This window comes from Pseudomonas sp. UBA4617 (assembly GCF_002386445.1).
Taxonomy (GTDB): Bacteria; Pseudomonadota; Gammaproteobacteria; order Pseudomonadales; family Pseudomonadaceae; genus Aquipseudomonas.
This window is the reverse complement of record NZ_DGIR01000010.1, coordinates 48,214-72,778: the sequence shown is the minus strand read 5'-3', so window position 1 is coordinate 72,778 and position 24,565 is coordinate 48,214. Positions and strand designations below refer to the sequence as shown.

At 62.2% G+C, this 24,565-nt stretch carries 22 protein-coding genes; 12 read left to right on the top strand and 10 right to left on the bottom strand.

What is annotated here, in order from left to right; translation table 11 throughout:
* The first annotated feature begins 23 nt into the window (after window positions 1-23).
* Together B4L76_RS03705 and rhlB are read left to right on the top strand one after the other, a co-directional pair.
* On the top strand, window positions 24-680 hold the full coding sequence (locus B4L76_RS03705) for an alpha/beta hydrolase (RefSeq protein ID WP_296230581.1): 657 nt from the start codon (window positions 24-26) through the stop codon (window positions 678-680).
* A gap of 100 nt (window positions 681-780) precedes the next feature.
* Window positions 781-2,238 carry an ATP-dependent RNA helicase RhlB gene (gene rhlB / locus B4L76_RS03700; protein WP_296230580.1) on the top strand — a complete coding sequence of 486 codons (1,458 nt, stop codon included), beginning with the start codon at window positions 781-783 and terminating at the stop codon, window positions 2,236-2,238.
* 127 nt (window positions 2,239-2,365) lie between these two features.
* Here rhlB and moaE read toward each other — a convergent pair whose 3' ends face one another.
* The 5 genes from moaE to B4L76_RS03675 form a co-directional block, all read right to left on the bottom strand.
* Window positions 2,366-2,812: a molybdopterin synthase catalytic subunit MoaE gene (moaE, locus tag B4L76_RS03695; protein ID WP_296230579.1), complete on the bottom strand. Its 447-nt coding sequence runs from the start codon at window positions 2,810-2,812 to the stop codon at window positions 2,366-2,368.
* A gap of 2 nt (window positions 2,813-2,814) precedes the next feature.
* Entirely contained in the window at window positions 2,815-3,060 is a 246-nt protein-coding gene (locus tag B4L76_RS03690) for a MoaD/ThiS family protein (RefSeq protein ID WP_296230601.1), read from the bottom strand.
* On the bottom strand, window positions 3,060-3,530 hold the full coding sequence (gene moaC, locus B4L76_RS03685; RefSeq protein WP_296230578.1) for a cyclic pyranopterin monophosphate synthase MoaC: 471 nt from the start codon (window positions 3,528-3,530) through the stop codon (window positions 3,060-3,062). The genes B4L76_RS03690 and moaC overlap by 1 nt, the downstream gene beginning before the upstream one ends.
* Window positions 3,531-3,667: 137 nt before the next feature.
* On the bottom strand, window positions 3,668-5,062 hold the full coding sequence (locus B4L76_RS03680; protein ID WP_114170545.1) for a PhoH family protein: 1,395 nt from the start codon (window positions 5,060-5,062) through the stop codon (window positions 3,668-3,670).
* A gap of 272 nt (window positions 5,063-5,334) precedes the next feature.
* Window positions 5,335-6,471 (bottom strand): polysaccharide deacetylase family protein, encoded by a 1,137-nt coding sequence (locus B4L76_RS03675; protein WP_296230577.1) that lies wholly within the window; start codon window positions 6,469-6,471, stop codon window positions 5,335-5,337.
* 137 nt (window positions 6,472-6,608) lie between these two features.
* Here B4L76_RS03675 and yaaA point away from each other — a divergent pair, with 137 nt between their 5' ends.
* Window positions 6,609-7,388 carry a peroxide stress protein YaaA gene (gene yaaA, locus B4L76_RS03670; RefSeq protein WP_296230576.1) on the top strand — a complete coding sequence of 260 codons (780 nt, stop codon included), beginning with the start codon at window positions 6,609-6,611 and terminating at the stop codon, window positions 7,386-7,388.
* Window positions 7,389-7,491: 103 nt separating this feature from the next.
* On the opposite strand, the gene B4L76_RS03665 is transcribed toward yaaA, so the two are convergent.
* The 5 genes from B4L76_RS03665 to B4L76_RS03650 form a co-directional block, all read right to left on the bottom strand.
* Window positions 7,492-8,532, bottom strand: a complete 1,041-nt coding sequence (locus B4L76_RS03665) for an efflux RND transporter periplasmic adaptor subunit (protein ID WP_296230575.1) — start codon at window positions 8,530-8,532, stop codon at window positions 7,492-7,494.
* Complete coding sequence (locus B4L76_RS24270; protein WP_414707157.1) at window positions 8,529-8,966, bottom strand: ABC transporter permease; 438 nt, start codon at window positions 8,964-8,966, stop codon at window positions 8,529-8,531. The genes B4L76_RS03665 and B4L76_RS24270 overlap by 4 nt, the downstream gene beginning before the upstream one ends.
* Entirely contained in the window at window positions 8,959-9,621 is a 663-nt protein-coding gene (locus B4L76_RS03660; RefSeq protein WP_296230574.1) for an ABC transporter ATP-binding protein, read from the bottom strand. The genes B4L76_RS24270 and B4L76_RS03660 overlap by 8 nt, the downstream gene beginning before the upstream one ends.
* Complete coding sequence (locus tag B4L76_RS03655) at window positions 9,602-10,360, bottom strand: hypothetical protein (RefSeq protein ID WP_296230573.1); 759 nt, start codon at window positions 10,358-10,360, stop codon at window positions 9,602-9,604. The genes B4L76_RS03660 and B4L76_RS03655 overlap by 20 nt, the downstream gene beginning before the upstream one ends.
* Window positions 10,361-10,455: 95 nt before the next feature.
* Window positions 10,456-10,896, bottom strand: a complete 441-nt coding sequence (locus tag B4L76_RS03650) for a hypothetical protein (protein ID WP_296230572.1) — start codon at window positions 10,894-10,896, stop codon at window positions 10,456-10,458.
* A gap of 930 nt (window positions 10,897-11,826) precedes the next feature.
* Here B4L76_RS03650 and B4L76_RS03645 point away from each other — a divergent pair.
* The 9 genes from B4L76_RS03645 to B4L76_RS03605 all read left to right on the top strand — a co-directional run bounded on the left by B4L76_RS03645 (window position 11,827) and on the right by B4L76_RS03605 (window position 24,556).
* Window positions 11,827-13,143 (top strand): nucleotide sugar dehydrogenase, encoded by a 1,317-nt coding sequence (locus tag B4L76_RS03645; RefSeq protein WP_296230571.1) that lies wholly within the window; start codon window positions 11,827-11,829, stop codon window positions 13,141-13,143.
* 85 nt (window positions 13,144-13,228) lie between these two features.
* Window positions 13,229-14,710: a glycosyltransferase family 2 protein gene (locus B4L76_RS03640; protein ID WP_296230570.1), complete on the top strand. Its 1,482-nt coding sequence runs from the start codon at window positions 13,229-13,231 to the stop codon at window positions 14,708-14,710.
* Between the two features lie 36 nt (window positions 14,711-14,746).
* On the top strand, window positions 14,747-15,913 hold the full coding sequence (locus B4L76_RS03635) for an alginate biosynthesis protein Alg44 (protein WP_296230569.1): 1,167 nt from the start codon (window positions 14,747-14,749) through the stop codon (window positions 15,911-15,913).
* Window positions 15,914-15,925: 12 nt separating this feature from the next.
* Window positions 15,926-17,353 carry an alginate biosynthesis TPR repeat lipoprotein AlgK gene (algK, locus tag B4L76_RS03630; protein WP_296230567.1) on the top strand — a complete coding sequence of 476 codons (1,428 nt, stop codon included), beginning with the start codon at window positions 15,926-15,928 and terminating at the stop codon, window positions 17,351-17,353.
* A complete protein-coding gene (locus tag B4L76_RS03625) occupies window positions 17,350-18,828 on the top strand; it encodes an alginate export family protein (RefSeq protein ID WP_296230566.1) in 1,479 nt (492 codons plus the stop codon). The genes algK and B4L76_RS03625 overlap by 4 nt, the downstream gene beginning before the upstream one ends.
* A 22-nt stretch (window positions 18,829-18,850) precedes the next feature.
* Window positions 18,851-20,410, top strand: coding sequence for a mannuronan 5-epimerase AlgG (algG, locus tag B4L76_RS03620; RefSeq protein ID WP_296230564.1), 1,560 nt, complete (start codon window positions 18,851-18,853; stop codon window positions 20,408-20,410).
* Between the two features lie 13 nt (window positions 20,411-20,423).
* On the top strand, window positions 20,424-21,866 hold the full coding sequence (locus B4L76_RS03615; protein WP_225779194.1) for an alginate O-acetyltransferase: 1,443 nt from the start codon (window positions 20,424-20,426) through the stop codon (window positions 21,864-21,866).
* A 7-nt stretch (window positions 21,867-21,873) separates the two neighbouring features.
* Complete coding sequence (locus B4L76_RS03610) at window positions 21,874-22,977, top strand: mannuronate-specific alginate lyase (RefSeq protein WP_296230562.1); 1,104 nt, start codon at window positions 21,874-21,876, stop codon at window positions 22,975-22,977.
* Window positions 22,978-23,098: 121 nt separating this feature from the next.
* On the top strand, window positions 23,099-24,556 hold the full coding sequence (locus tag B4L76_RS03605; RefSeq protein ID WP_225779196.1) for an MBOAT family O-acyltransferase: 1,458 nt from the start codon (window positions 23,099-23,101) through the stop codon (window positions 24,554-24,556).
* Window positions 24,557-24,565 lie beyond the last annotated feature (9 nt).

Below are 24,565 nucleotides of genomic sequence, written 5' to 3'. Positions count from 1 at the left end.
ACCCGCACACTTTCGGAGCAGTCATGACCAACCCGCTGATTCTCGAACCGCAGAAAACCGCAGACGCTTGTGTGATCTGGTTGCACGGTCTGGGTGCCGACCGTTACGACTTCCTACCAGTCGCCGAATTCATGCAGGAGCGCCTGCTCAGTACCCGCTTCATCATGCCCCAGGCCCCCACCCGCCCGGTGACCATCAACGGCGGCTATGCCATGCCCAGCTGGTACGACATCAAGGCCATGACCCCTGCCCGTGCCATCGACGAGGCACAGCTGGAGGAGTCGGCCGAACAAGTGATTGCCCTGATCAAGGCCGAGCAAGCCAAAGGTGTCAGCCTGTCGCGAATTTTCCTTGCCGGTTTTTCCCAGGGCGGCGCAGTGGTGCTGCACACTGCCTATATAAAGTGGCAGGAAGCCCTGGGTGGCGTGATTGCCCTGTCGACCTATGCGCCGACCTTCAATGACCAGCATCAGCTGAGCGCCTGCCAGCAACGCACCCCCGCCCTGTGTCTGCATGGCGTGCACGACCCGGTGGTGATCCCGTCCATGGGCCGCACCGCTTTCGAGTACCTGGATACCTGGGGCGTTGCCGCCCGCTGGCATGAATACCCGATGGAGCACGAAGTGGTGGTAGAAGAGCTGGGCGATATCCACGACTGGTTGGCCAGGCAACTGCAATAAGCAGAAGCCATCTGTAGTTGTAAGCCCAAGCCACTACGCCGCGCCCGAATCTTGCTTTACACTGCCGGCGTACATTCCTTAACCAGTTGATGAGACGATCGTGCTCAAGGCACTCAAGAAAATATTCGGCAAGGGAGACGCCGCGCCACAGGCCGCCGCTCCTGCTGCCAGCGTGGCGGCGCCTGCGCCTGCCAGCGAGGCCCGGCCGGCGGCAAAAACGCCCGCCCCTCGCGCCAACCCTACGCCCAAGGCTGAACAACCTGCTGTCGTTGCGCCGGCCGCCGACAAGCCGGCCAAGGACAAACCGCGCCGCGAGCGCAAGCCCAAGCCGCAGGCCAGCCTGTGGAAACCGGAAGACTTCGTGGTCGAGCCGCAGGAAGGCAAGACCCGCTTCCACGACTTCAAGCTGTCCAACGAACTGATGCACGCCATCCACGACCTGGGCTTCCCGTACTGCACGCCGATCCAGGCGCAGGTGCTGGGTTATACCCTGCGTGGCCAGGACGCGATTGGCCGGGCCCAGACCGGTACCGGCAAGACTGCTGCGTTCCTGATCTCGATCATCTCCCAGTTGCAGCAGACGCCTCCGCCCAAGGAACGCTACATGGGTGAACCGCGCGCGCTGATCATCGCCCCCACCCGCGAACTGGTGGTACAGATCGCCAAGGACGCCGTTGCACTGACCAAGTACACCGGCCTCAACGTCATGAGCTTCGTCGGCGGCATGGACTTCGACAAGCAGCTCAAGGCCTTGGAAGCGCGCCACTGCGACATCCTGGTTGCTACGCCCGGCCGCCTGCTGGACTTCAACCAGCGTGGCGAGGTGCAACTGGACATGGTCGAGGTCATGGTGCTGGACGAAGCCGACCGCATGCTCGACATGGGCTTCATCCCCCAGGTTCGCCAGATCATTCGTCAGACCCCGCCGAAAAGCGAGCGCCAGACCTTGCTGTTCTCCGCCACCTTCACCGACGACGTGATGAACCTGGCGAAACAGTGGACCACCAACCCGGCCATCGTCGAGATCGAACCGGAGAACGTGGCCAGCGAAACGGTGGAGCAGCACGTTTATGCGGTGGCCGGCAGCGACAAATACAAGCTGCTGTACAACCTGGTGACCCAGAACAGGTGGGAACGGGTGATGGTATTCGCCAACCGCAAGGACGAAGTGCGGCGCATCGAGGAAAAACTGGTGCGCGACGGCATCAACGCCGCCCAGTTGTCGGGCGACGTGCCACAGCACAAGCGAATCCGTACCCTGGAGAATTTCCGCGAAGGGCGCATTACCGTGCTGGTGGCTACCGACGTCGCCGGGCGTGGCATTCACATCGACGGCATCAGCCACGTGATCAATTTCACCTTGCCGGAAGACCCGGACGACTACGTGCACCGCATTGGCCGCACCGGCCGTGCCGGTACCAGTGGTGTGTCGATCAGCTTTGCCGGTGAGGATGATTCCTACCAGTTGCCGGCGATCGAAGCTTTGCTGGGACGCAAGATCAAGTGCGAGATGCCGCCGGATGAGCTGTTGAAGCCGGTGCCGCGCAAGCACCACTGACCTGTACCGGCCTTTTCGCGGGTAAACCCGCTCCCACAGGTACTGCATAGCTTTCGGACCTGTGCAATACCTGTGGGAGCGGGTTCACCCGCGAACCGGGGCTCCGCCCCGGCCATCAAACAAGGATCTACCAGCGCCCGGCAGCATCCTGGTCACTCTGCTTCCCTTCGACCCAACGCGGCCCCTCCTGGGTGTCCTCCTTCTTCCAGAACGGCGCCCGGGTTTTCAGGTAGTCCATGATGAAGTTGCACGCATCGAACGCCGCCTGACGGTGGGCACTGGCCACGCCGACGAAGACGATCGGCTCACCCGGTTCCAGCGCACCGATGCGGTGCAGCACCTCGACCTTGAGCAACGGCCAACGCTGCTCGGCCTCGACCACGATCTTGCCCAGGGCCTTTTCGGTCATGCCTGGGTAGTGTTCAAGGAACATCCCTGCCACTTCCCGGCCATCGTTGAAGTCCCGTACATAGCCGACAAAGGCAACCACCGCGCCCACACCGACATTGGCCGCATGCATGGCATTGGTTTCGGCACCTGGGTCGAACGCGCCCTCCTGCACTCGCACTGCCATGTTCAGCCTCCGGTCACCGGCGGGAAGAACGCTACCTCATCGCCCTCTTCCAGCGGTTCATCAAGCTTGCACAGCTCTTCGTTGCGCGCGCACATCAGGTTTTGCTCGGCCAGCACCTGGTATTGCCCACCTTTGGCCACCAAGGCCTGGCGCACATCGTCCAGCACCTTGAACGCGCCCTCCACCCGCTCGACATCCAGGCCCAGCAGTTCGCGGTAACGGGCGAAGTACATCACCTTGACCTTCATCACGCCTCCACCTTGTAGTGGCCGCTCTTGCCACCGAGTTTTTCCAGCAGGCGCACCTGCTCGATGACCATGCCCTTGTCCACAGCCTTGCACATGTCGTAAATCGTCAGCGCGGCTACGCTGGCAGCGGTCAGCGCTTCCATCTCCACGCCGGTCTGCCCGGCCAGCTTGCAGCGGGCAACGATGCGCACGGCATCCTGCCCCTCGGCGTTGAGTTCCACCTTTACGCTGGTCAGCATCAGCGGGTGGCACAACGGAATCAGGTCGCTGGTCTTCTTCGCCGCCTGAATCCCGGCAATGCGCGCTACCGCGAACACGTCGCCCTTGGGGTGTTCGCCGTCGACGATCATCTGCAAGGTCTGCGGCAACATGCGCACCCGTGCTTCGGCGCTGGCCTCGCGCTCGGTCACGGCCTTTTCAGTGACGTCGACCATGTTGGCCCGCCCCTGGGAATCAAGATGTGTCAGCACTGCTCTGCTCCTGTGAAGGGAACTGGCAGTGTAAACCTGTGGGTCAGGTTTGAGCAGGGGGCTGCACCAACTGGATCGGCCTCTCCGCCGGAGCGCCCATGAAAAGGCCGGGCAGCGAACTGCCCGGCCGCATGGCTTTACAAGTGCGACTCGGCGTACTCGGCCAGCACCGAGCGGGGCACGCCCTGCAGGGTGATGTGCACGCCATGAGGGAAGTCCTTGAAGCGCTCGGTCAGGTAGGTCAGGCCCGAGCTGGTGGCGGACAGGTAGGGGGTGTCGATCTGCGCCAGGTTGCCCAGGCAGACCACCTTGGAACCGGAGCCGGCACGGGTGATGATGGTTTTCATCTGGTGCGGCGTCAGGTTCTGGCACTCGTCGATCAGGATCAGGCTTTGCTGGAAGCTGCGACCACGGATGTAGTTCAGCGACTTGAACTGCAACGGCACACGCTCAAGGATGTACTCGACACTGCCATGGGTGCTTTCGTCATCCATGTGCAAGGCTTCGAGGTTATCGGTAATGGCGCCCAGCCAGGGCTCCATCTTCTCCGCCTCGGTGCCCGGCAGGAAGCCGATCTCCTGGTCCAGCCCCTGCACGCTGCGGGTGGCGATGATGCGCCGGTAGCGCTTGCTGACCATGGTCTGCTCGATGGCCGCGGCCAGCGCCAGGATGGTCTTGCCGGAACCGGCGGCGCCGGTCAGGTTGACCAGGTGGATATCCGGGTCGAGCAAGGCGAACAGCGCCAGGCTCTGGTGGATATCGCGCGGTTTCAGGCCCCACGCCTCCTGGTGCAGCAGCGGCTCCTGGTGCAGGTCGAGCAACAGCAGCTCGTCGTTGCGGATGCCCTTGATCCAGCCGACGAAGCCCTGTTCGTCGATGATGAACTCGTTGACATGCACCGCCGGCAGGTTGTCGGTCAGTTGCACCCGGTGCCAGGTGCGGCCACGCTCCTGGCGGGTATCGACCTTGCTCACCCGGTCCCAGAACGAACCGCTGACCGAATGGTAGCCCTTGGATAGCAAGGATACGTCATCGACCAACTGGTCGGTGCTGTAGTCCTCGGCCGCGATGCCACAGGCACGTGCCTTCAGGCGCATGTTGATGTCTTTGGTGACCAGCACCACGTCCAGGTCGGTGCGCCGGGCCCGTACTTCGAGCAGCTGGTTGATGATGATGTTGTCGTTTAGGTTTTCCGGGAGCAGCTTATTGGGCTCGTTGCGCGGGGTCATCAGGATCGACAGGAAGCCCTTGGGCCCGCTTTTGCCACGCTGGATCGGCACGCCCTGCTCGACATCGCTGGGCGAGGCGTCACCGAGGGTCTGGTCGATCAGGCGAATGGCCTGGCGGCATTCGGCAGCGATGCTCTGTTTGCCGGCCTTGAGCTTGTCGAGTTCCTCCAGCACCGTCATCGGGATGGCGACATGGTGCTCCTCGAAGTTGAGTAACGCGTTGGGGTCGTGAATCAGGACGTTGGTATCGAGCACATACAGGATTGGCTTGCTGGAGGAAGGGTTGCGTCCTTGGTCATCCATACTCGGTCACCTTATGTCGAAGCCACACGGCGTGCTCTGTTACGCCGCAGAGTGACTGCCGTTCTCCCCGTATCCGCGTTGTTACGGGCGGGAAGCGAACCTGGCTAGGTGGGCCTGGATGACGCCACCTGTGCTGCAGGAATCGGCTGTCTGGTTTCTTCATACCGCAAAAACCATGACCGGAAAAAGCGTTTTTACGACTTTTTGAAGTTTATTTTGCCGAATGACGAAGGGGCCTTGGCGGCAGCGCCAGAGGGGACTACAGTCAGAAGTCACACCCCCGGTTCGCGGTACCCATACTCGCGGCAGCCTTCCCAGCCGATACCGCTCTGCGCGGTATTGCGCAGCAACCAGTCCACTGCCGGCTGCGCCTTGGGCAGGCTGTCATGGAACTGGATCACCCCCTTGCGCCACAGCAGCATCAAGGTCAGCACCCGCTGCGCCGAGGCTTGCGCCGTCAGTGCTCCATCATCCTGAGCATCGATATCCCACAACGATACCCGCAGTTGCTGGCTGGCCATGAACGTCTCGCCGTCGGCGCGGCGCTGCCCATAAGGTGGCCGGAACAACGGCACGTACTGTTGCGGCAGGTCGGCCTGCACCCGCGCCTGGCTGCGCCGCAGCGAGTCCTGCCAGCCCGTCCACTGTGCATGGGAGCGATATTCCCAGCCCTGGATGCCCACGCACTGGCCACCATAAAGCTGGCGCAAGGCGGTCGCCGCGCCGGCGTCGCGGCGTTGCTGCAGGCGGTTGCCGAGCACGAAAAACGTCCCTGCAAGCTTCTGTCGACGCAGGTAATCGGTGAGCTGGTCGGTCGTGCCGCCCTGCGGCCCGGGCCCACCGACGAAGGTCAGCAGGAACATGCGGTCATTCAGTTCATCACCATTGCGCTCGCGCGCCGACAGCCGCTCCACCTCACTGCTGGTCTGTGGCAGCAAGGCAGCCTTGCGCAATTGTTCGTCGAGGTACTGAACATGGAACTGGTGGCTGGGCTCGACCCAACCAGTGTAGAACGTGCCTACATCTGCAGCGAACGTCGCCGCTTGGGTGCGTAACTCCGCCATCGAGCTAACCGGGTAGCAGAACGATGCGTCCTGCTCGCAACTGCGCTGCGCCTGTTGATAGCCTTGCCACAAGCGCTGCCACATGCGCGCCCTTACAAGGCGCACCTTCTGCATGTTTATCTGCCGCAGCGCCAACCGGCTCGTCAATGCCGCGTCGTCCAGCAGTTCGCTCTCGTGCAGCACCTGGGCGAACGAAAGGATTTCCGCCCGCGAAGCCACATCGAACAGCGCCGGGCTGTCCAGCTGCTCGGGCCACAGGCTGCGGTCCAGGCTTACCTGGGGTGATGGGGCGGCTTGCACGGCCAGGCTCAGCAGGCCGGCCAGCAAGGCAGAGGCAATGCGCACGGTTGAAGGCTCCGCAACGGCGAAACGCGCACTATAGCGCCTGCACCGGGCATGGTCTGTGACTATCGTCGCCATAGTTTGGACTTGTACCGCCCAGCCCGTAGAATTCCCGGCCAACGATGCCAGGAGCCGACCCGATGCTGACGGTGATTTCCCCCGCCAAGACCCTCGACTACGACACCCCACCGGTGACCGAGCGTTACACCCTGCCGCAATACCTGGACGACTCCCAGGAACTGATTCGGCAACTGCGCGAGCTGTCGCCAGCGCAGATCAGCGAACTGATGCATTTGTCCGACAAGCTCGCCGGCCTGAATGCCGCACGCTTTGGCAGCTGGACTCCGGACTTCACCCCGGCCAATGCCAAGCAGGCACTGCTGGCGTTCAAGGGTGACGTGTACACCGGCCTCGATGCCGAGAGCCTGGGCGAGGACGATTTCAACTACGCGCAGGAGCACCTGCGCATGCTCTCGGGCCTGTACGGCCTGCTGCGCCCGCTGGACCTGATGCAGCCTTATCGCCTGGAAATGGGCACCAAGCTGGCCAATGCCCGCGGCAAGGACCTGTACGCGTTCTGGGGCACGCGCATCAGCGAATGGTTGAACCAGGCCCTGGCCGAGCAGGGCGACGACGTGCTGCTCAACCTCGCCAGCAATGAATACTTCAGCGCGGTGAAACGCAGCGCATTGAAGGCGCGGGTGATCAACGTCGATTTCAAGGACTGGAAGAACGGCCAGTACAAGATCATCAGTTTCTACGCCAAGAAGGCACGGGGGATGATGAGCCGCTTCGTGATCCAGCGGCGCATCAGCGACCCGGAACAACTCAAGCAGTTCGATGTGCAGGGCTACTACTACAGTGCCGAGCAGTCGAAAGCGGACCACCTGGTGTTCCTGCGCGATCATCCTTCCGAGTGATCCTGTAACGGCCGTCTCGAGGTTGAACCCGCCCCCACCGGTACTGCGCTGCACGCAAGGCCGAGGCAACAGGTTTACCCGCGAAAAGGGCCGCACGGCGGCCCTACGGTAGCAGTACAAACCCTGCCTCCAGCCCGTCCACCTGCAGCCCCTGCACCACCGCCCTTGCCGACCTGACCACAACCCTTCGCGGCTTCTGTTGCGCAGACTGACGATAAACCACGTATTGCCTGCCCGCTTCATCCTCCTGCAAAGCCTCGGCAGGCACCACCATCGCAGCGTCTTCGCGATGTATCAGCACCGCCAAGCGGGCACTCATGCCCAGGCGCAAGCGCTGCTGTGTGGCGCCTTCAGGCAGTTGCAGGTCAACCCGTACGTCGTACCATGCCGTTTGTCCGGTATCGTCACGCGCCTGCAGGCCAATCTGCGCCAGGCGCCCGGCAAGCAGGTGACCTGCAATGAAGGCTTGCACCTCCATGCCCTCGCGCAGTTCGCCAAGGTCGCTTTCTGCCACCTTGGCAGCCACCTGCAAATGCTCAAGACCACTCAACGTCAGCAGTGGCATCCCCTGAACAAGCGCCTGGCCCTCCTGAAGTGGGCCAGGCGTGGCTGCGCTGCCGGCGGCACGGGCCAACAGGGCGGCAAACGGCGCCTTTACCACCTTCAGATCATGCCTTGCGCGCAACGCCCGCCACTGTGCTTCGGCGTTTGCCAGTTCCATTTCGGCAATCTTCAACGCATCCCCCTGGCCCCGGGCCTGGGTCAGTTGCAGCTCCTGCTGCGCGTCCAGCACCGCCTGCCGCTGTGCTTGCTGCAACTGTTCCAGGCTCTCAACTTCCATACGGGCAACGATACCTCGGTCCAGCAGCCGTCGGGTTTCATCCAGCGCCGTCTGGCCAGCCGCCAACGTGGCGCGTGCCACCGCCAGCGTACGTAGGCTACGAGCGACCTCCGGGCCAGCCTGCCAGCCGCGCAACTGGCTGACCAATGCCTTGGCCTTCAGGCGCTCGGCCTCGGCCTGGCGCAGCTGGATATCGAGCTGCGTGGTGTCCAGCTGCATCAATGGCTGCCCGGCGACCACCTGCTGCCCCTCAGCTACCAGCAGCGAAGCCAGCACGCCATCGAAGGGGGCACTGAGGGTCATCTGGCGGCCTGCCTGAAGCCGGCCAACCAAACCCAGATGCACCTCCAGCGGCTGCGGCTCGACCTGCACCCAGCGTTGCGCGTCCCTTGCGGAGGTATTCGGCCACGCCTGCCGACTTGCAGCGCCTGCACTGCGGTTGCCAAAGGTGCCGCCGCTCGAATGCCAGATGGCCAAGGCTCTGCTTCCAGACCCAAAGTGCCGCCCGGCGCGGTAGCACCTTCAAGGCTCACCACCAGCAAGTCGCTGCCCAACCCCTGGAACATCGGCTGGACATGCTGCGCGGCGCCATGGCCGATGTTCATCAAAGCCACCAGCGCGGCGCAGCCAATCGCTATGCCCGACAGTGCCAACCAGGCTCTGGCGCCCAGTTGCCGCAAGCTACCCAATGCCTCGCCGATGCGTTGCGGCCAGCTTGGCCCATAGGCCTCAGGCATCGAAGACGCCACCGTCACGTACCAGCAGGCGCCGCTGCATGCGCTGCGCCATGGCTGGGTCGTGGGTGACCATGAGCAAGGTCATGCCCTGCTCATGGTTCAGCCTGCAGAGCAGCCCGATGATCGCCTGGGCCGTTTCGCAGTCAAGGTTTCCGGTGGGCTCATCGGCCAGCAGAATTCGCGGCGCGGTGACCAGCGCCCTGGCGATTGCAACACGCTGGCGCTGGCCACCGGATAGATCTGCGGGCCAGTTCCGGGCACGTTGGGCCAGACCGACTTTTTCCAGCTGCAGCGTCGCAGCCCGCCTTGCCGAGGCCAGACCAATGCCCCGGTAACTCAGCGGCAGCGCGACATTGTCGAGAATGGTCAGACGAGGTAGCAGGTTGAAGCTCTGGAACACGAAACCCAGCAGGCGGTTTCGGGTGATCGCGCGTTGATCAGCATTGGCATGCGTCATGTCGCAACCGTCCAGTACCAGCCGCCCCCGGCAGGGCTGGTCGAGCAGGCCGATCAGGTTTAGTAGCGTGCTTTTGCCTGAACCGGAGGGGCCAGTGATGGCGCAGGACTGACTTTCAGCAAATGAAATCGATACATTGTCGAGAATCACCTGACCGCCAATCGAGCGTTGTACTGACTCAAGACGAAGAGGGTTCATTATCCAGCTCCAGATTAGCTGCAGTACGCTCTTGTTCAGGCCACTTGTTGGCAACCATGTCGACCAGTGAAACGTTAAACTCAGGCCAATCGATCTCCGTTGCATTCAACTGCATCATTATCGCGACCTCATAGTTGCCAAACTGCGCTTCTTCGATTGCCGGCAGACCGCGATAATAAGACAATATTTCTTGAAGACTTTCCGCACTATTGCCGTTACTCTGTCGCTCCGCATCCATTTTCCTGCAAATATATACTGACCATTCACAGTAACGCCTGCTCGTTTCCATCGCTGCAGCTTTTCGCTCATTGACCGTGAACGTTCCGCCCTCATCGTAAGCGATAAGACTCAGTTGTTCCTGACTTAGCAGCGCAAACGGATTATTTGCCTTTCCATTAATAAAATCAGTAGCTTGCGCAGCCCTGACAAGCCATTCAGGGTCGTCTGTAGCGGGGATCTCAGCATCATGGGCGAGCTTACCGAGTTCATAACCCAAGCCAAAAAGCCGCTCGCTTAATTTGGCCGCCAACGCGGCCAGGTCGCTTCTTGACATCTGGCTATCTCGTAATTTTGCACGCTCTGCGGCTGCACTTAGCGCCGTGGCCAGTGAAGAAAGATCTGCACTGTCCAATTCAAAAAAATTATCCACATCCACCAGTTGCCCGATAGCCTTCGAGCTCTCCTGCGCCGTCAAAGCGTGCACACTACGCACCGGCACACCTGTGTATTTTATTTCCATATACCCACCCAGGGTTAAGCAAACTCTACAAATAGGCCAACACCGCTTCGCTGCAGACTGGCGACGAAGCGGTTACCTCCTTTCAGTCGAAATGCCTATTTCATAGTGAATTCCACTCGCCATGAGTGATCAGCGGCAGTGCCGGTAATAATGGCAGTGCAGTTAGCGCCACCACTTGGAGTGGCGGTTTTCGTCCATTCGGGTTTCATGATCCCGCCCGGCATGAGGCGCATCTGAAAGGTGGTTCCGAAAGCGCAAGTCTTGGGTCCCATCGTGTAACGCACCATCGCCGCGTTGACATTGGGACTGACGACACGCTGCACGCCGAAAGCGTCGACAGCGCCAGGGACGATCTGCTGAGCTGGCCGAGGATTAGCAATTTGATAGGTGCTGGTTTCGTTGGAGGTGACCAGCTTGAGGACCATGGTGCCGGTCCCCTGATTTTTAACGGTTACATCTACCTTTGGCCCCGCCTGCACCATGCCAGCCAGCAACAAGGAACCGCTGGCGATCAGGATTTGCGATGTCTTCTTCATTTGGCGTTCTCTAGTCTCTTCCATGTGATAAATGGATGAGACGCCTTCGGTGGCCAGTGGCCCGAGGCTGCCCAAGACGCTCCTTCGTTCATGAACAGCTCCGCAGAGCGTCCAGAGGGGGTAACGGCCAACGCGACAAAAGCCTTAGCTTTCATGTGGCCATAATGTGTATCGGTATGTGTTGACGCGCCGCCTCGGTCCACAGTCAGCTTCACATTGCCAGCATGTCATTTGTTCGACGTCAAAAAACCATCACCCGCAGTGGAATCGCCAACCGCCATAAGACCGTTCGTACCTTTTTTGACTAATTTTGAAAATTTTTTTCGATGCTGGCAAAAAAATATCTCGCAACAGTTTCGCCCTTTATATATCGGGGCGAAACACCTGCGTGCTATCAGATTGAAATCTACCCGCCACTGAAAAAATATTTAGAAATCTTTCATCCGGTCCAAACCGACCCGGAACTTCTGCTACGCCGAATCGCTCATAGTGCCGTAACGATTTTCCCGCCCCCGGGCTGTACGAGATGACTTACAGATGACAACGGCAGGTATCCACTACCCGCCCTAATAACTTCGACAGGTACAACGGGCACACCCCGAGCCCCCTGTCCATGCAGGAGAGACGCGTCCCTTACAATTCGTCCTAGTGGTTGATTTCAAAGGATTTATCCACTTGAAAAAACAAGCACAGCAACGCGCCATGTAGCGCATTGCAATAAAGACGGCTGCATTCCAGGGCACGTTTTTTAATTAATGGCTTTTTACTGCCACATTTGAGTGCATGACTTTTTGCGCTCCGGATTTATTTTGCCTGCGCTCGGCGAAGTGTGCATTCGCCATGTATCCGTGCGCCTGAAAACTGTTGTTAATCAACCCAGTCCGGCTCTCTGCGGAGATGTCGACGTGATAAACACATGAGGTGATAGCGATGCGTATCAGCATCTTTGGTTTGGGTTATGTGGGTGCAGTCTGTGCAGGCTGCCTGACGGCGCGAGGCCATGAAGTGATCGGTGTGGACGTGTCCAGCACCAAGATCGACCTGATCAATCAGGGCAAGTCGCCCATCGTCGAACCTGGCCTGGAAGCACTGCTGCAACAAGGCATCGCCAATGGCCGCCTGCGCGGCACAACCGACTTCGCCGAAGCCATCCGTGCCAGTGACGTGTCGATGATCTGCGTGGGTACCCCGAGCAAGAAGAACGGCGACCTGGGCCTCGAGTACATCGAGTCGGTCTGCCGCGAAATCGGCTACGTGCTGCGTGACAGCGACCGCCGCCACACCATCGTGGTCCGCAGCACCGTGCTGCCGGGTACCGTGAAGAACGTGGTGATCCCGATCCTCGAAGACTGCTCGGGCAAGAAGGCCGGTGTTGACTTCGGCGTTGCAGTGAACCCGGAGTTCCTCCGCGAAAGCACCGCGATCAAGGACTACGACCACCCGCCAATGACCGTCATCGGTGAACTGGACAGCGCCAGCGGCGACATCCTGCAAGCGCTGTACGAAGAACTCGATGCACCGATCATCCGCAAGCCGATCGAAGTGGCCGAGATGATCAAGTACACCTGCAACGTGTGGCACGCCACCAAGGTCACCTTCGCCAACGAGATCGGCAACATCGCCAAGGCTGTAGGCGTGGATGGCCGTGAAGTGATGGACGTGGTGTGCCAGGACAAGGTGCTCAACCTGTCCCAGTACTACATGCGCCCTGGCTTCGCCTTTGGCGGCTCGTGCCTGCCGAAGGACGTGCGCGCCCTCACCTACCGCGCCGCCAGCCTCGATGTCCGCGCACCGCTGCTCGACTCGCTGATGCGCAGTAACGAATCGCAGGTGCAGAACGCCTTCGAGCTGATCGAAGCACACGACAAGCGCAAGGTTGCCCTGCTTGGCCTGAGCTTCAAGGCCGGCACCGACGACCTGCGCGAAAGCCCGCTGGTGGAGCTGGCCGAGCGCCTGATCGGCAAGGGCTACCAACTGGATATCTACGACGAGAACGTCCAGTACGCCCGTGTCCACGGCGCCAACAAGGACTACATCGAGTCGAAGATCCCGCACGTGTCGTCGCTGCTCAACGCCGACTTCGAGAAGGTCATCGACAACGCCGACATCATCGTCCTGGGCAACCGTGACGAGCAGTTCCGCGCTCTTGCCGAGCAAGCGCCGGCCGGCAAGCACGTGATCGACCTGGTCGGCTTCATGAGCAAGCCAACCTGCGCTACCAGCCGTACCGAAGGCATCTGCTGGTAACAGCTGGACCGGCGGCGCAGCTGTTGGCCACCACGGTGGCAGCTGCGTCGCCCACCCTTTCCCGAATTCTCGACGGATGCTGAACATGCAAAGGCTCCAGACAGTGCTGTTGCAGTGCGCCGGGTGGCTGCTCTACATGAGCCTGCTCATGCTGATCGCCCTGGCCCTGCCAGCCGATATCTTCGACTCGCAGTCGAAGCACTTCATCTTCCTGGTCGGCGCAGTCGGCATCTGGCGCTATTCCATGGGCGCCACCCATTTCATTCGCGGCATGATCTTCCTCTACGGCGTGTACCCGTACCTGCGTCGCAAGGTGCAGAAAATGGGCAGTGCCGCCGACCCGTCGCACGTGTACCTGATGGTGACCAGCTTCCGTATCGAAGCCCTGACCACCGCCCAGGTGTACAGTTCGGTGATCCGCGAGGCGATCAACTGTGGCTTCCCCACTACCGTGGTCTGCTCGCTGGTGGAGATGTCGGACGAACTGCTGGTGAAAAGCCTGTGGGCCAAATACAACCCGCCAGCTCACGTCAAACTGGACATCGTGCGCATCGCCGGCACCGGCAAGCGTGACGGCCTGGCCTATGGCTTCCGTGCCATCTCGCGCATGCTGCCGGATGAAAACGCAGTGGTAGCGGTGATCGACGGTGACACCGTGCTGGGCGACGGCGTGGTCCGCAAGACCGTGCCGTGGTTCAAGCTGTTCCCCAACGTCGGCGGCCTGACCACCAACGAGTTCTGCGAAGTGCGTGGCGGCTACATCATGAGCGAGTGGCACAAGCTGCGCTTCGCCCAGCGTCATATCAACATGTGCTCGATGGCCCTGTCCAAGCGCGTGCTGACCATGACCGGACGCATGTCGATGTTCCGCGCCAGCGTGGTGACCAACCCGGAATTCATCGCCGATGTCGAAAGCGACTCGCTGATGCACTGGCGCCTGGGCCGCTTCAAGTTCCTCACCGGTGACGACAAGTCCAGCTGGTTCAGCCTGATGCGCCTGGGTTACGACACTTTCTACGTGCCGGATGCCGCCATCAACACGGTCGAGCACCCGCCGGAGAAGAGCTTCCTCAAGGCCAGCCGCAAGCTGATGTACCGCTGGTACGGCAACAACCTGCGGCAGAACTCCCGGGCGCTGGGCCTGGGCCTGCAGCGCCTGGGGCTGTTCACCAGCATCGTGCTGTTCGACCAGCGCGTGTCGATGTGGACCAGCCTGCTGGGCCTGACCGTGGCGGTAATCGCCAGCCTCAAGTTCGGCATGGGCTACCTGCTGGTGTACCTGCTGTGGATCGGCATCACCCGCCTGATCCTTACCATCATGCTGCTGTGCTCCGGCCACAATGTCGGCCCGGCCTACCCGCTGATTCTCTATTACAACCAGATCGTCGGCGCGCTGATGAAGATCTACGTGTTCTTCCGCCTCGACAAGCAGTCCTGGACGCGTCAGCCCACTGCCCTCAAGCGTGACCTCGCCAGTTTTCAACAATGGTTCAACACCTGGTCCTCGCGGACCATGACCTTCTCGGCTGCCAGCATCTTCGTTGCTGTGCTGTTCATGGTCGTGTGAGCCCAACCCGGATCGGAACTAACAGGAACAAACCACATGAATACCGCCGTGAACGTCAACGTCGTGCATGAGTCCGAAGCCCAGCGTCAGCATGCCCGGGTTCGCATCCCCGCCAAGCTGCGTTTCCTCGACGCCCAGCGCCAGGCCCACGATGTGAAGGTCGACGACCTCTCCGCTGGTGGCCTGAGCTTCCACACCAAGCAACCACTGTCGGTCGGTGACGTGCTGCGCGGACGGCTGCAGTTCACGGTCGACAACCTCGGTCTGTCGATGGATATCGAATTCCAGGTGCGCTCCTACCACCCGGACAGCGGCCGTACCGGCGCGCAGTTCCAGAACCTCGAACCACGCGACATCGCCACGCTGCGGCACATCATCACCACGCACCTGTCGGGTGAGCTGATCAGCGTCGGCGACGTGCTCAGCACCCTGCAACGCGACAACTTCACCAAGGCCCGCAAACAGAAGGACGGCGGCAGCGGCCTGAGCGCCTTCGGCCGCCTCAAGGCAGTCACCGTCACCCTCGGTGTGTTCGTGGTCGGCGTCGCCGCCTTCGGCTTTATCGCCAAGTCGCTGTATGGCATGTACTTCGTCAGCCACGCCGAAGCCGGCGTGGTGGCGGTGCCTACCACCAACATCACCATGCCACGCGACGGCACCGTGAGCAGTCTGGTCGACAACGGCGGGATGATCGGCAAAGGTGCGCCACTGGCCACCTTCACCACCAGCATGCTGGACATGCTCAAGGGCAACCTGGAAGACGCACAGCTGGAGCCGGCCAAGATCGAGGAACTGTTCGGCAAGCAGCTGTCCGGCACCCTCACCAGCCCCTGTGATTGCGTGGTCGCCCGCCAGCTGGTGGACAACGGCCAGTACGCGGCCAAGGGCCAGCCGATTTTCCAGCTGATCCCGCGCACCACCAACCCAATGGTCGAGGCGCGTTTCAGCTATCGCCAGTTCGACGAGGTCAAGCCAGGTACCCGGGTCAACTTCCAGGTGGCCGGCGAAGACGAAGTGCGCACCGGCCAGATCGTCAGCAGCGCCAGCCTCAACAGCGACGACCTGGCCTCCGACATCCGTGTGCAGATCAAGCCCGACAGCACCCTGCCCGCCGAGCTCGCCGGGCGTCCGGCCTCGGTCAACAGCGACCGCGGTCCTTCGCTGAACTGGCTGATCGACAAAGCCATGGCCCGTGGGCTGTAAGAGGATCGCCGTATGATTCCCCACAAGAAAAGCGCCAGCCTGGGCCTGTGTGCCCTGGCTGCAGCCATCACCCTGGCCGGCTGTGCCGGCCTGCCTGACCAGCGCCTGGCCAACGAAGCCATGAAGCGCGGTGACACGGCATTGGCCGAGCGCAACTACAAGGCATTGGCCGACCTGGGCTACAGCGAAGCGCAAGTGGGCCTGGCTGACATCAAGGTCGCCACCCGCGACCCGGCGAAAATCAAGGAAGCCGAGGCCACTTACCGCGCCGCGGCAGCGACCTCGCCGCGGGCCCAGGCGCGCCTTGGCCGCCTTCTGGTGGCCAAGCCCGACAGCACCCAGGCCGAGCGCGAGGAAGCCGAGACCCTGCTCAAGCAAGCCGCCGCGCAGGGCGAAGGCAACACCCTGATCCCGCTGGCGATGCTCTACCTGAGCTACCCGCAGAGCTTCCCCAAGGTCAATGCGCAGCAGCAGATCGACCAGTGGCGTGCCGCCGGCAACCCGGAAGCGGGGCTGGCCCAGATTCTGCTGTACCGCACCCAGGGCACCTATGACCAGCACCTGGGCGACGTGGAAAGAATCTGCAAGGCCGCGCTCGCCGCCACCGACATCTGCTACGTCGAACTGGCCACCGTGTACCAGAAGCGTGGCCAGGCCGACCAGCAGGCTGCCCTGCTCGGCCAGCTCAAGGCTGCCTACGCCCGCGGCGCGGTACCGGCCACCCGGGTCGACAGCGTCGCCCGTGTCCTGGCCGACCGCAGCCTGGGCCAGACCGACGAGAAAACTGCCAAGGACCTGCTCGAGCAGGTAGCCCCGGCCAACCCGGGGTCCTGGGTCAGCCTGGCGCAGCTGGTGTACGACTTCCCCGAGCTGGGCGATACCGACCAGCTGATGGCCTACATCGACAAGGGCCGCGAAGCCGAGCAGCCTCGCGCCGAACTGTTGCTTGGCCGCCTCTACTACGAAGGCAAGACCCTGCCTGCAGATGCGGAAAAAGCCGAGCAACACCTGCAGGCCGCCGCCGACGCTGGCGAAGTCAGCGCTCATTACTACCTGGGGCAGCTGTACCGCCGTGGCTACCTCGGCAACGTCGAGCCACAGAAGGCCGTCGACCACCTGCTGGCCGCCGCCCGTGGCGGCCAGAACAGCGCCGACTATGCCTTGGCCCAACTGTTCAGCGAAGGCCACGGTATTCGCCCGCAACCGGGCAATGCCTGGGTATTCGCCCAGTTGGCCCAGGCCAACCCGACGCCGCAGTCCGCTGAACTGTTGCAGCAACTCGACCAGCAACTCACGCCTGACCAGCGCAGCCAGGCGCAGACCCTGCTGGCGCAAGAGAAGCAGGCCCGCGGCAGCATGAACCTGGGCGCCAACAGCACCCTGGCCATCGAAGCCTTGCAAGACGACGAAAAAGAAGTAACCGGTGAGGACTCGCTATGACGCTCAATCCCTTCGTGAAAGCTGGCATCGGCCTGAGCTTCGCCCTGCTGTGGTCCTGCCCGACCCTGGCGGAAATGACCGCTGAAAAGAACTTCGGCCTTGATGTGAAAATCACCGGCCAGTCGGAAGACGACCGCGACCTGGGTACCCGCTCTGACGGCGACGTCAGTGGCCTGGGCCTCGACCTGCGCCCTTGGGTATACGGCGAGCGCGGCAACTGGAGCGCCTATGCCATGGGCCAGGCCGTCACTGCCACCGACACCATCGAAACCGATACCCTGCGCCAGAACGACGACGGCACCACCACCGACACCGCCGCCGACGGCCGCGAGCAGGACAAGAGCTACCTGGCCATGCGCGAATTCTGGGTCGGCTACAGCGGCCTCACCGCCTACCCCGGCGAGCAGCTGCGCTTCGGTCGCCAGCGCCTGCGCAGCGACGACGGCATGTGGCGTGACACCAATATCGAGGCGCTGAACTGGACCTTCGACACCACCCTGCTCAAGGCCGACCTGGGCGTGGCCCAGCGCTTCAGCGAATACCGTACCGACCTCACCGAGCTGGCTCCGGAAGACAAGGACCGCACGCACGTCTATGGCAACGTCGCCACGCAATGGACCCCTGGCCACTGGGTCGGCGTACGTGCCCACCACACCCATGACGGCGGCAGCCTGAAGAACCCGGGCGAAACCGTCGATGCGCTGGACAAGACCCGCACCGGCGACCTGACCTGGCTGGGCCTGGAAGCCAACAGCGATGCCTACAACTGGCGCAACGACCACACCGTCAACTACTGGGGCAGTGTCACCTGGCTGACCGGTGACCGCGACACCCTCAGCAGCCAGGTGGTGGGCGACCAGAGCGTGGCCACCGGCAAGCAGAGCGGCGACGTCAACGCCTGGGCCACCGACCTCGGCATCCGCGTGCGCCTCGACCCGCAGTGGCAGGTCGGTGCGGCCTACGCCCGCGGCAGCGGCGGCGGCGGCGACGACGGTTCGAGCAACTACGAGCAGACCGGCCTGGAGAGCAACCGCTCCAACTACACCGGTACCCGTTCGCGCGTGCACCGCTTCGGTGAAGCCTTCCGTGGCGAGCTGGGCAACCTGCAGGCGGCCACCCTGTTCGCCTCCTGGCAGCTGCGCGATGACTACGACGCCAGCTTCATCTACCACAAGTTCTGGCGTGTCGATGACAGCCAGAACATCGGCTCCAGCGGCATCAATGCGGTGGTCAACGACAACGGCGTGAATCGCCCGCTGGTCGATGGCGAAAAAGACCTGGGCCAGGAAATGGACGTGGTCGTGACCAAGTACTTCAAGCAAGGCCTGCTGCCGGCTTCGATGAGCCAGGCCATCGACGAACCATCCGCCCTGGTGCGCCTGCGTGCCGGCGTGTTCAAGCCGGGCGACGCCTACGGCAAGGAAGCGGACTCGTACATGCACCGCGCCTTTGTCGACGTGATCTGGCGCTTCTGAGGCCGGTAGGGGACTTACCGTTATGAACCTTCACCCGCACCTACGTCACAGCCTGCTGGCCAGTGCCTTGCTGCTGGCCGCAGGCCTGGCCGTCGCCAGCGAGCCGACGACGACGGCCAAAGGCTTGCAGCAGGCCAAGACCTACACGGTTTCCAGTGCCCCGGTCGAACCACTGCACATGGACCCGCCAAAGCTGCCCGACCTGACCGGCTACACCGCCGAGGCGGTACAGAAGAAGATCGACCGCCGTCACAAGGGCAAGGTCAGCCTGCGCCGCATGTTCCAGGAGAACACCCTCAAGGAGTTCGTCGGTGGCGACAACAAGGCGGCCGAGTGGGTCCAGCGCCAGCATGGCATTCCGCAGGCGATCTTCGTCGATGACGGGCATGTCGACCTGGTCGAGCTGAGCAAGAAGGTACCCAGGCAGTATCTCAGCGAAGTCGAGCCGGGCATTTACCTGGCGCGCCTGCCGATCGTGGTCGGGCAGAAGGGCATCCTCGAGATCGACGGCAAGGTCAAGCAACTGCGCCTGTCCCAGGAGGGCGGTTCGTTCCTGGTCAACGACGGCAAGCTGTTCGTCACCGACACCCAGGTGACTGGCTGGCGCGAAAAGGACAACGGCCCGGCGACCTTCCGCTCGCCCACGGAATTCCGCCCGTTCCTGCTGTCGTGGGGTGGCACCGAGACCTACATCGTCAACAGCAAGATGGCCAGCTTCGGCTATGCCAAGTCCAAGTCGTACGGCGTGAGTATCTCGCAGTACACGCCGAACATGGCCAAGCGCATGGGCCGCCCGGAACCCACCGGCTGGATCATCGGCTCGGAATTCAGCGACATGTGGTACGGCTTCTACTGCTACGAGACCCAGGACTTCGTGATCAAGGACAACACCTACCGCGACAACATCGTCTACGGCATCGACCCGCACGACCGCTCGCACCGCCTGATCATCGCCGGCAACACCGTGTACGGCACCAAGAAGAAGCACGGCATCATCATTTCGCGTGAGGTCAACGACAGCTGGATCATCAACAACAAGAGCTACGACAACAAGCTCTCCGGCGTGGTGATCGACCGTAACAGCGTCAACAACCTGATTGCCTACAACGAGATCTACCGCAACCACACCGACGGCATCACCCTGTACGAAAGCGGCGACAACCTGATCTGGGGCAACAAGCTGGTCAACAACCGCCGCCACGGCATCCGTGTGCGTAACAGCGTGAACATCCGCCTGTACGAGAACATCGCCATGGCCAACGGCCTGGTGGGTGTGTACGGCCACATCAAGGACCTGTCCGACACCGACCGTGACATTGCCCTCGACCCGTTCGACACCAAGGTGTCGCTGATCCTGGTCGGTGGCGAACTGGCTGCCAACGGCTCCGGCCCGCTGTCGATCGACTCGCCGCTGTCGGTCGAGCTGTACAAGGTGTCCATGCTCGCCCCGCGCAAGGCCAGCGGCATCAGCCTCAACGGCGTGCTGGGTGAGCGCCAGGACGAAATCCTCGACCTGCTGGTCCGCCAGAAAAAGGCTGTGCTGATCGACCCGGTCGAACGCCAGACCGAAATGATCGAATAAGGAAGCCCAGACCATGACTCCACACCTGATGAAACTGCTGGGCCTGTCCACTGCCCTCCTGGCCATCAGCCAGGGCGTGAGCGCCGACGAAGTGAAGGCCCCGACCTTCACCGCCGAGCCTTGCTGCCAGCTGTGCCCGGAAGCGCACGACCCCAGCCGCTACACCACCCGCTATCAGCAGAACTTCACCACGCTGGTGCAGGCCCAGGGTGACTGGCTGTTCCGTACCCGCGAAGACCTGCGCACCGAGTTCACCACCACCCCGGCTGGCTACAAGCGCCTGCAGCAGGTGCATGACGCGTTCAAGAAGCGCGGCGTGGAACTGGTGGTGGTGTACCAGCCGACCCGTGGCCTGGTGAACCGCAACATGCTCAACCCGGCGGAAAAAGCCGCCTTCGACTACCAGAAGGCGCTGGGCAACTACCAGGCCATGCTCAAGCGCTTCGCCAGCATGGGCTACAACGTGCCCGACCTGTCGCCGCTGACCAACGAACAGCTGGCCGCCGCCGACCAGGGCAAGGACTTCTACTTCCGTGGCGACCAGCACTGGACGCCGTACGGCGCCGAGCGCGCGGCGAAGATCGTGGCCGAAACCGTGCACAAGATGCCAGCTTTCGAAGGCATCCCGCGCAAGGAATTCGAGACGAAGAAGTCCGGCCGCATGGGCAAGACCGGCACCCTGCATAACGTTGCCGGCCAGCTTTGCGGCACCAGCTATGCAGTGCAGTACATGGACCAGTTCGCCACCGAGCCGAAGGGCTCCGACGGTGGCGGTGACGACCTGTTCGGTGACGCCGGCAACGCCCAGATCACCTTGGTCGGTACCAGCCATAGTGGCAAGAACTACAACTTCGCCGGCTTCCTGCAACAGTACATCGGTGCCGATGTGCTCAACGTCGCCTTCCCCGGCGGTGGCCTGGAAGGGTCGATGATCCAGTACCTGGGCAGCGAAGAGTTCAAGAAGAACCCGCCGAAGATCCTGATCTGGGAATTCTCCCCGTTGTACCGCCTGGACCAGGAGACCATCTGGCGGCAGATCCTCGGCCTGCTCGATGACGGCTGCGATAACCGCCCGGCGCTGATGAGTGCCAGCACCACCCTCAAGCCCGGCAAGAACGAGTTGATGGTGAACGGCAAGGGCGGCGTGATCAAGGACCTGGTCAACCGCAACATCCAGATGGACGTGAAGTTCGAGGACCCGTCGGTGAAAGTCCTGCAGGCCACCCTGTGGTACCTCAACGGCCGCCACGAGGACATCAAGCTGGAAAAACCGGAAACCGCCGAGACCGATGGCCGCTTCGTCTTCCAGATGCGCGAAGACGAGGACTGGGCCAGCCAGAGCCTGCTGGCCTTCGAGGTACAGGGCCCGGAAAGCGGTACTCAGAAGGTCGAGGCCAAGCTCTGCAAACGCAACAACTTCGCCGTGCCCGCGCAGACCGCGCAGGCCGGCCAGTGAGGCGACCATGACTGCATTCAAGCGAATTTTCCGCCCTGCCCTGCTCGGCCTGGCCTTGTGCGGCAGTGCCGCGCACGCCGCACTGGTACCGCCGCAGGGGTACTACGAAGGGATCGAAAAGCTCAAGACCGGCGACGGTAACTTCCGCTGTGAGGCTGTGCCCCAGCCGTACACCGGGGCCCTGCAGTTTCGCAGCAAGTACGAAGGTTCGGACAAGGCGCGGGCCACCCTGAACGCCAGCTCGGAAAAGGCCTTTCGCAAGTCCACCGAAGACATCACCACGCTTGAGAAAGGCGTGAGCAAGATGATCGGCCAGTACATGCGTGACGGTCGCCCGGCGCAACTCGAGTGCGCCCTGGCCTGGCTGGGCAGCTGGGCACGTGCCGATGCGTTGATGTCTACCGACTACAACCACACCGGCAAGTCGATGCGCAAATGGGCGCTGGGCAGCATGAGCGGTTCGTGGCTGCGCCTGAAGTTCTCCAACTCGCAGCCGCTGGCCGCGCACCAGGCCGAGGCCGAGCTGATCGAGAAATGGTTCGCCCGCCTCGCCGAGCAGACCGTGCGCGACTGGAGCGACCTGCCGCTGGAGAAGATCAACAACCACAGCTACTGGGCAGCCTGGGCAGTGATGGCCACCGCCGTGGCCACCGACCGGCGCGACCTCTTTGACTGGGCCGTGAAGGAATACCGGATTGGCGCCAACCAGGTCGATGCGCAGGGTTTCCTGCCCAACGAGCTGAAGCGCAAGCAACGTGCCCTGGCCTACCACAACTACGCCCTGCCGCCGCTGGCGATGATTGCCAGTTTTGCCCAGGTCAACGGCGTGGATGTGCGCAGCGAGAACGACAACGCCCTGCAGCGCCTGGCGCAGCGGGTGCTGGCCGGCGTCAAGGACCCGAGCACATTCAAGGCGCGCAATGGCGAGAAGCAGGACATGCAAGACCTGAAGATCGACAGCAAGTACTCGTGGATGGAGCCCTATTGCAGCCTGTATGCGTGCAGCGCCGACACCCTGCAACGCAAGCGCGGGATGCAGCCATTCAACAGCTTCCGGCTGGGCGGCGACCTGACCCGGGTCTACGACCCGAGCGCGGAAGCCAGAAAGTAACGCAATTCCTGTAGGCGCGGATTTATCCGCGACTACAGGGGGACTAGGTATCTCCCACATTGGTGTGGGGGGTTTGGGGGGCGCTTTGCCCCGGATGCTGTGAACAAAAAGGAGAACCGGGATGGTCTTCTCGTCCAACGTGTTCCTGTTCCTGTTCTTGCCGATCTTCCTCGGCTTGTACTACCTGAGCGGGCAACGTTATCGCAACCTGTTGCTGCTGGTCGCCAGCTACATCTTCTACGCCTGGTGGCGAGTGGACTTCCTGGCATTGTTCGCCGGGGTCACCCTGTGGAACTACTGGATCGGCCTGAAAGTCGGCGCCGCCGGTGTCCGCACCAAGCCCGCCCAGCGCTGGCTGCTGCTCGGCGTGGGTGTCGACCTGGCGATCCTCGGCTACTTCAAGTACGCCAACTTCGGCGTCGACAGCCTGAACGCGATCATCACCTCGTTCGGCCTGGAGCCGTTCATCCTCACCCACGTGCTGCTGCCGATCGGTATCTCGTTCTACATCTTCGAGTCGATCAGCTACATCATCGACGTGTACCGCGGCGACACCCCGGCCACGCGCAACCTGATCGACTTCGCCGCGTTCGTGGCGATCTTCCCGCACCTGATCGCCGGCCCCGTGCTGCGCTTCAAGGACCTGGTCGACCAGTTCAACAACCGCACCCACACCCTGGACAAGTTCTCCGAAGGCTGCACCCGCTTCATGCAGGGCTTCATCAAGAAAGTGTTCATCGCCGACACCCTGGCCGTCGTCGCCGACCACTGCTTCGCCCTGCAGAACCCGACTACCGGCGATGCCTGGCTAGGTGCCCTGGCCTACACCGCGCAGCTGTATTTCGACTTCAGCGGTTACAGCGACATGGCCATCGGCCTGGGCCTGATGATGGGCTTCCGCTTCATGGAGAACTTCAAGCAGCCATACATCAGCCAGTCGATCACCGAGTTCTGGCGGCGCTGGCACATCAGCCTGTCGACCTGGCTACGCGACTACCTGTACATCACCCTGGGCGGTAACCGCAAAGGCACCTTCAACACCTACCGCAACCTGTTCCTGACCATGTTGCTGGGCGGCCTGTGGCATGGCGCCAACTTCACCTACATCATCTGGGGTGCATGGCACGGCATGTGGCTGGCCATCGAGCGCGCACTGGGCATCGACACCAACCCGCAGCGCTTCAACCCGGTGAAGTGGGCCTTCACCTTCCTGCTGGTGGTGGTCGGCTGGGTGATCTTCCGCGCCGAAAACCTCGAAGTGGCCGGCCGCATGTACGGCGCCATGTTCAGCTTCGGCGACTGGCAGCTGTCGGAACTCAACCGCGCCCAGCTGACCGGCCTGCAGGTCGCCACCTTGGTGGTCGCCTACATCACCCTGGCGTTCTTCGGCCTGCGTGACTTCTATCGCAATGCCAGGCCGACGCCCAAGGCCACCCCGGTGGCGGTCAACGCCGACGGTTCGATCGGCCTTGACTGGACCCGCGTGATGACCCGCGCCCTGGTGCTGCTGCTGTTCGTGGCCTCGATCCTCAAGCTTTCGGCGCAGAGCTACTCGCCGTTCCTCTACTTCCAGTTCTGAGGTGGATGA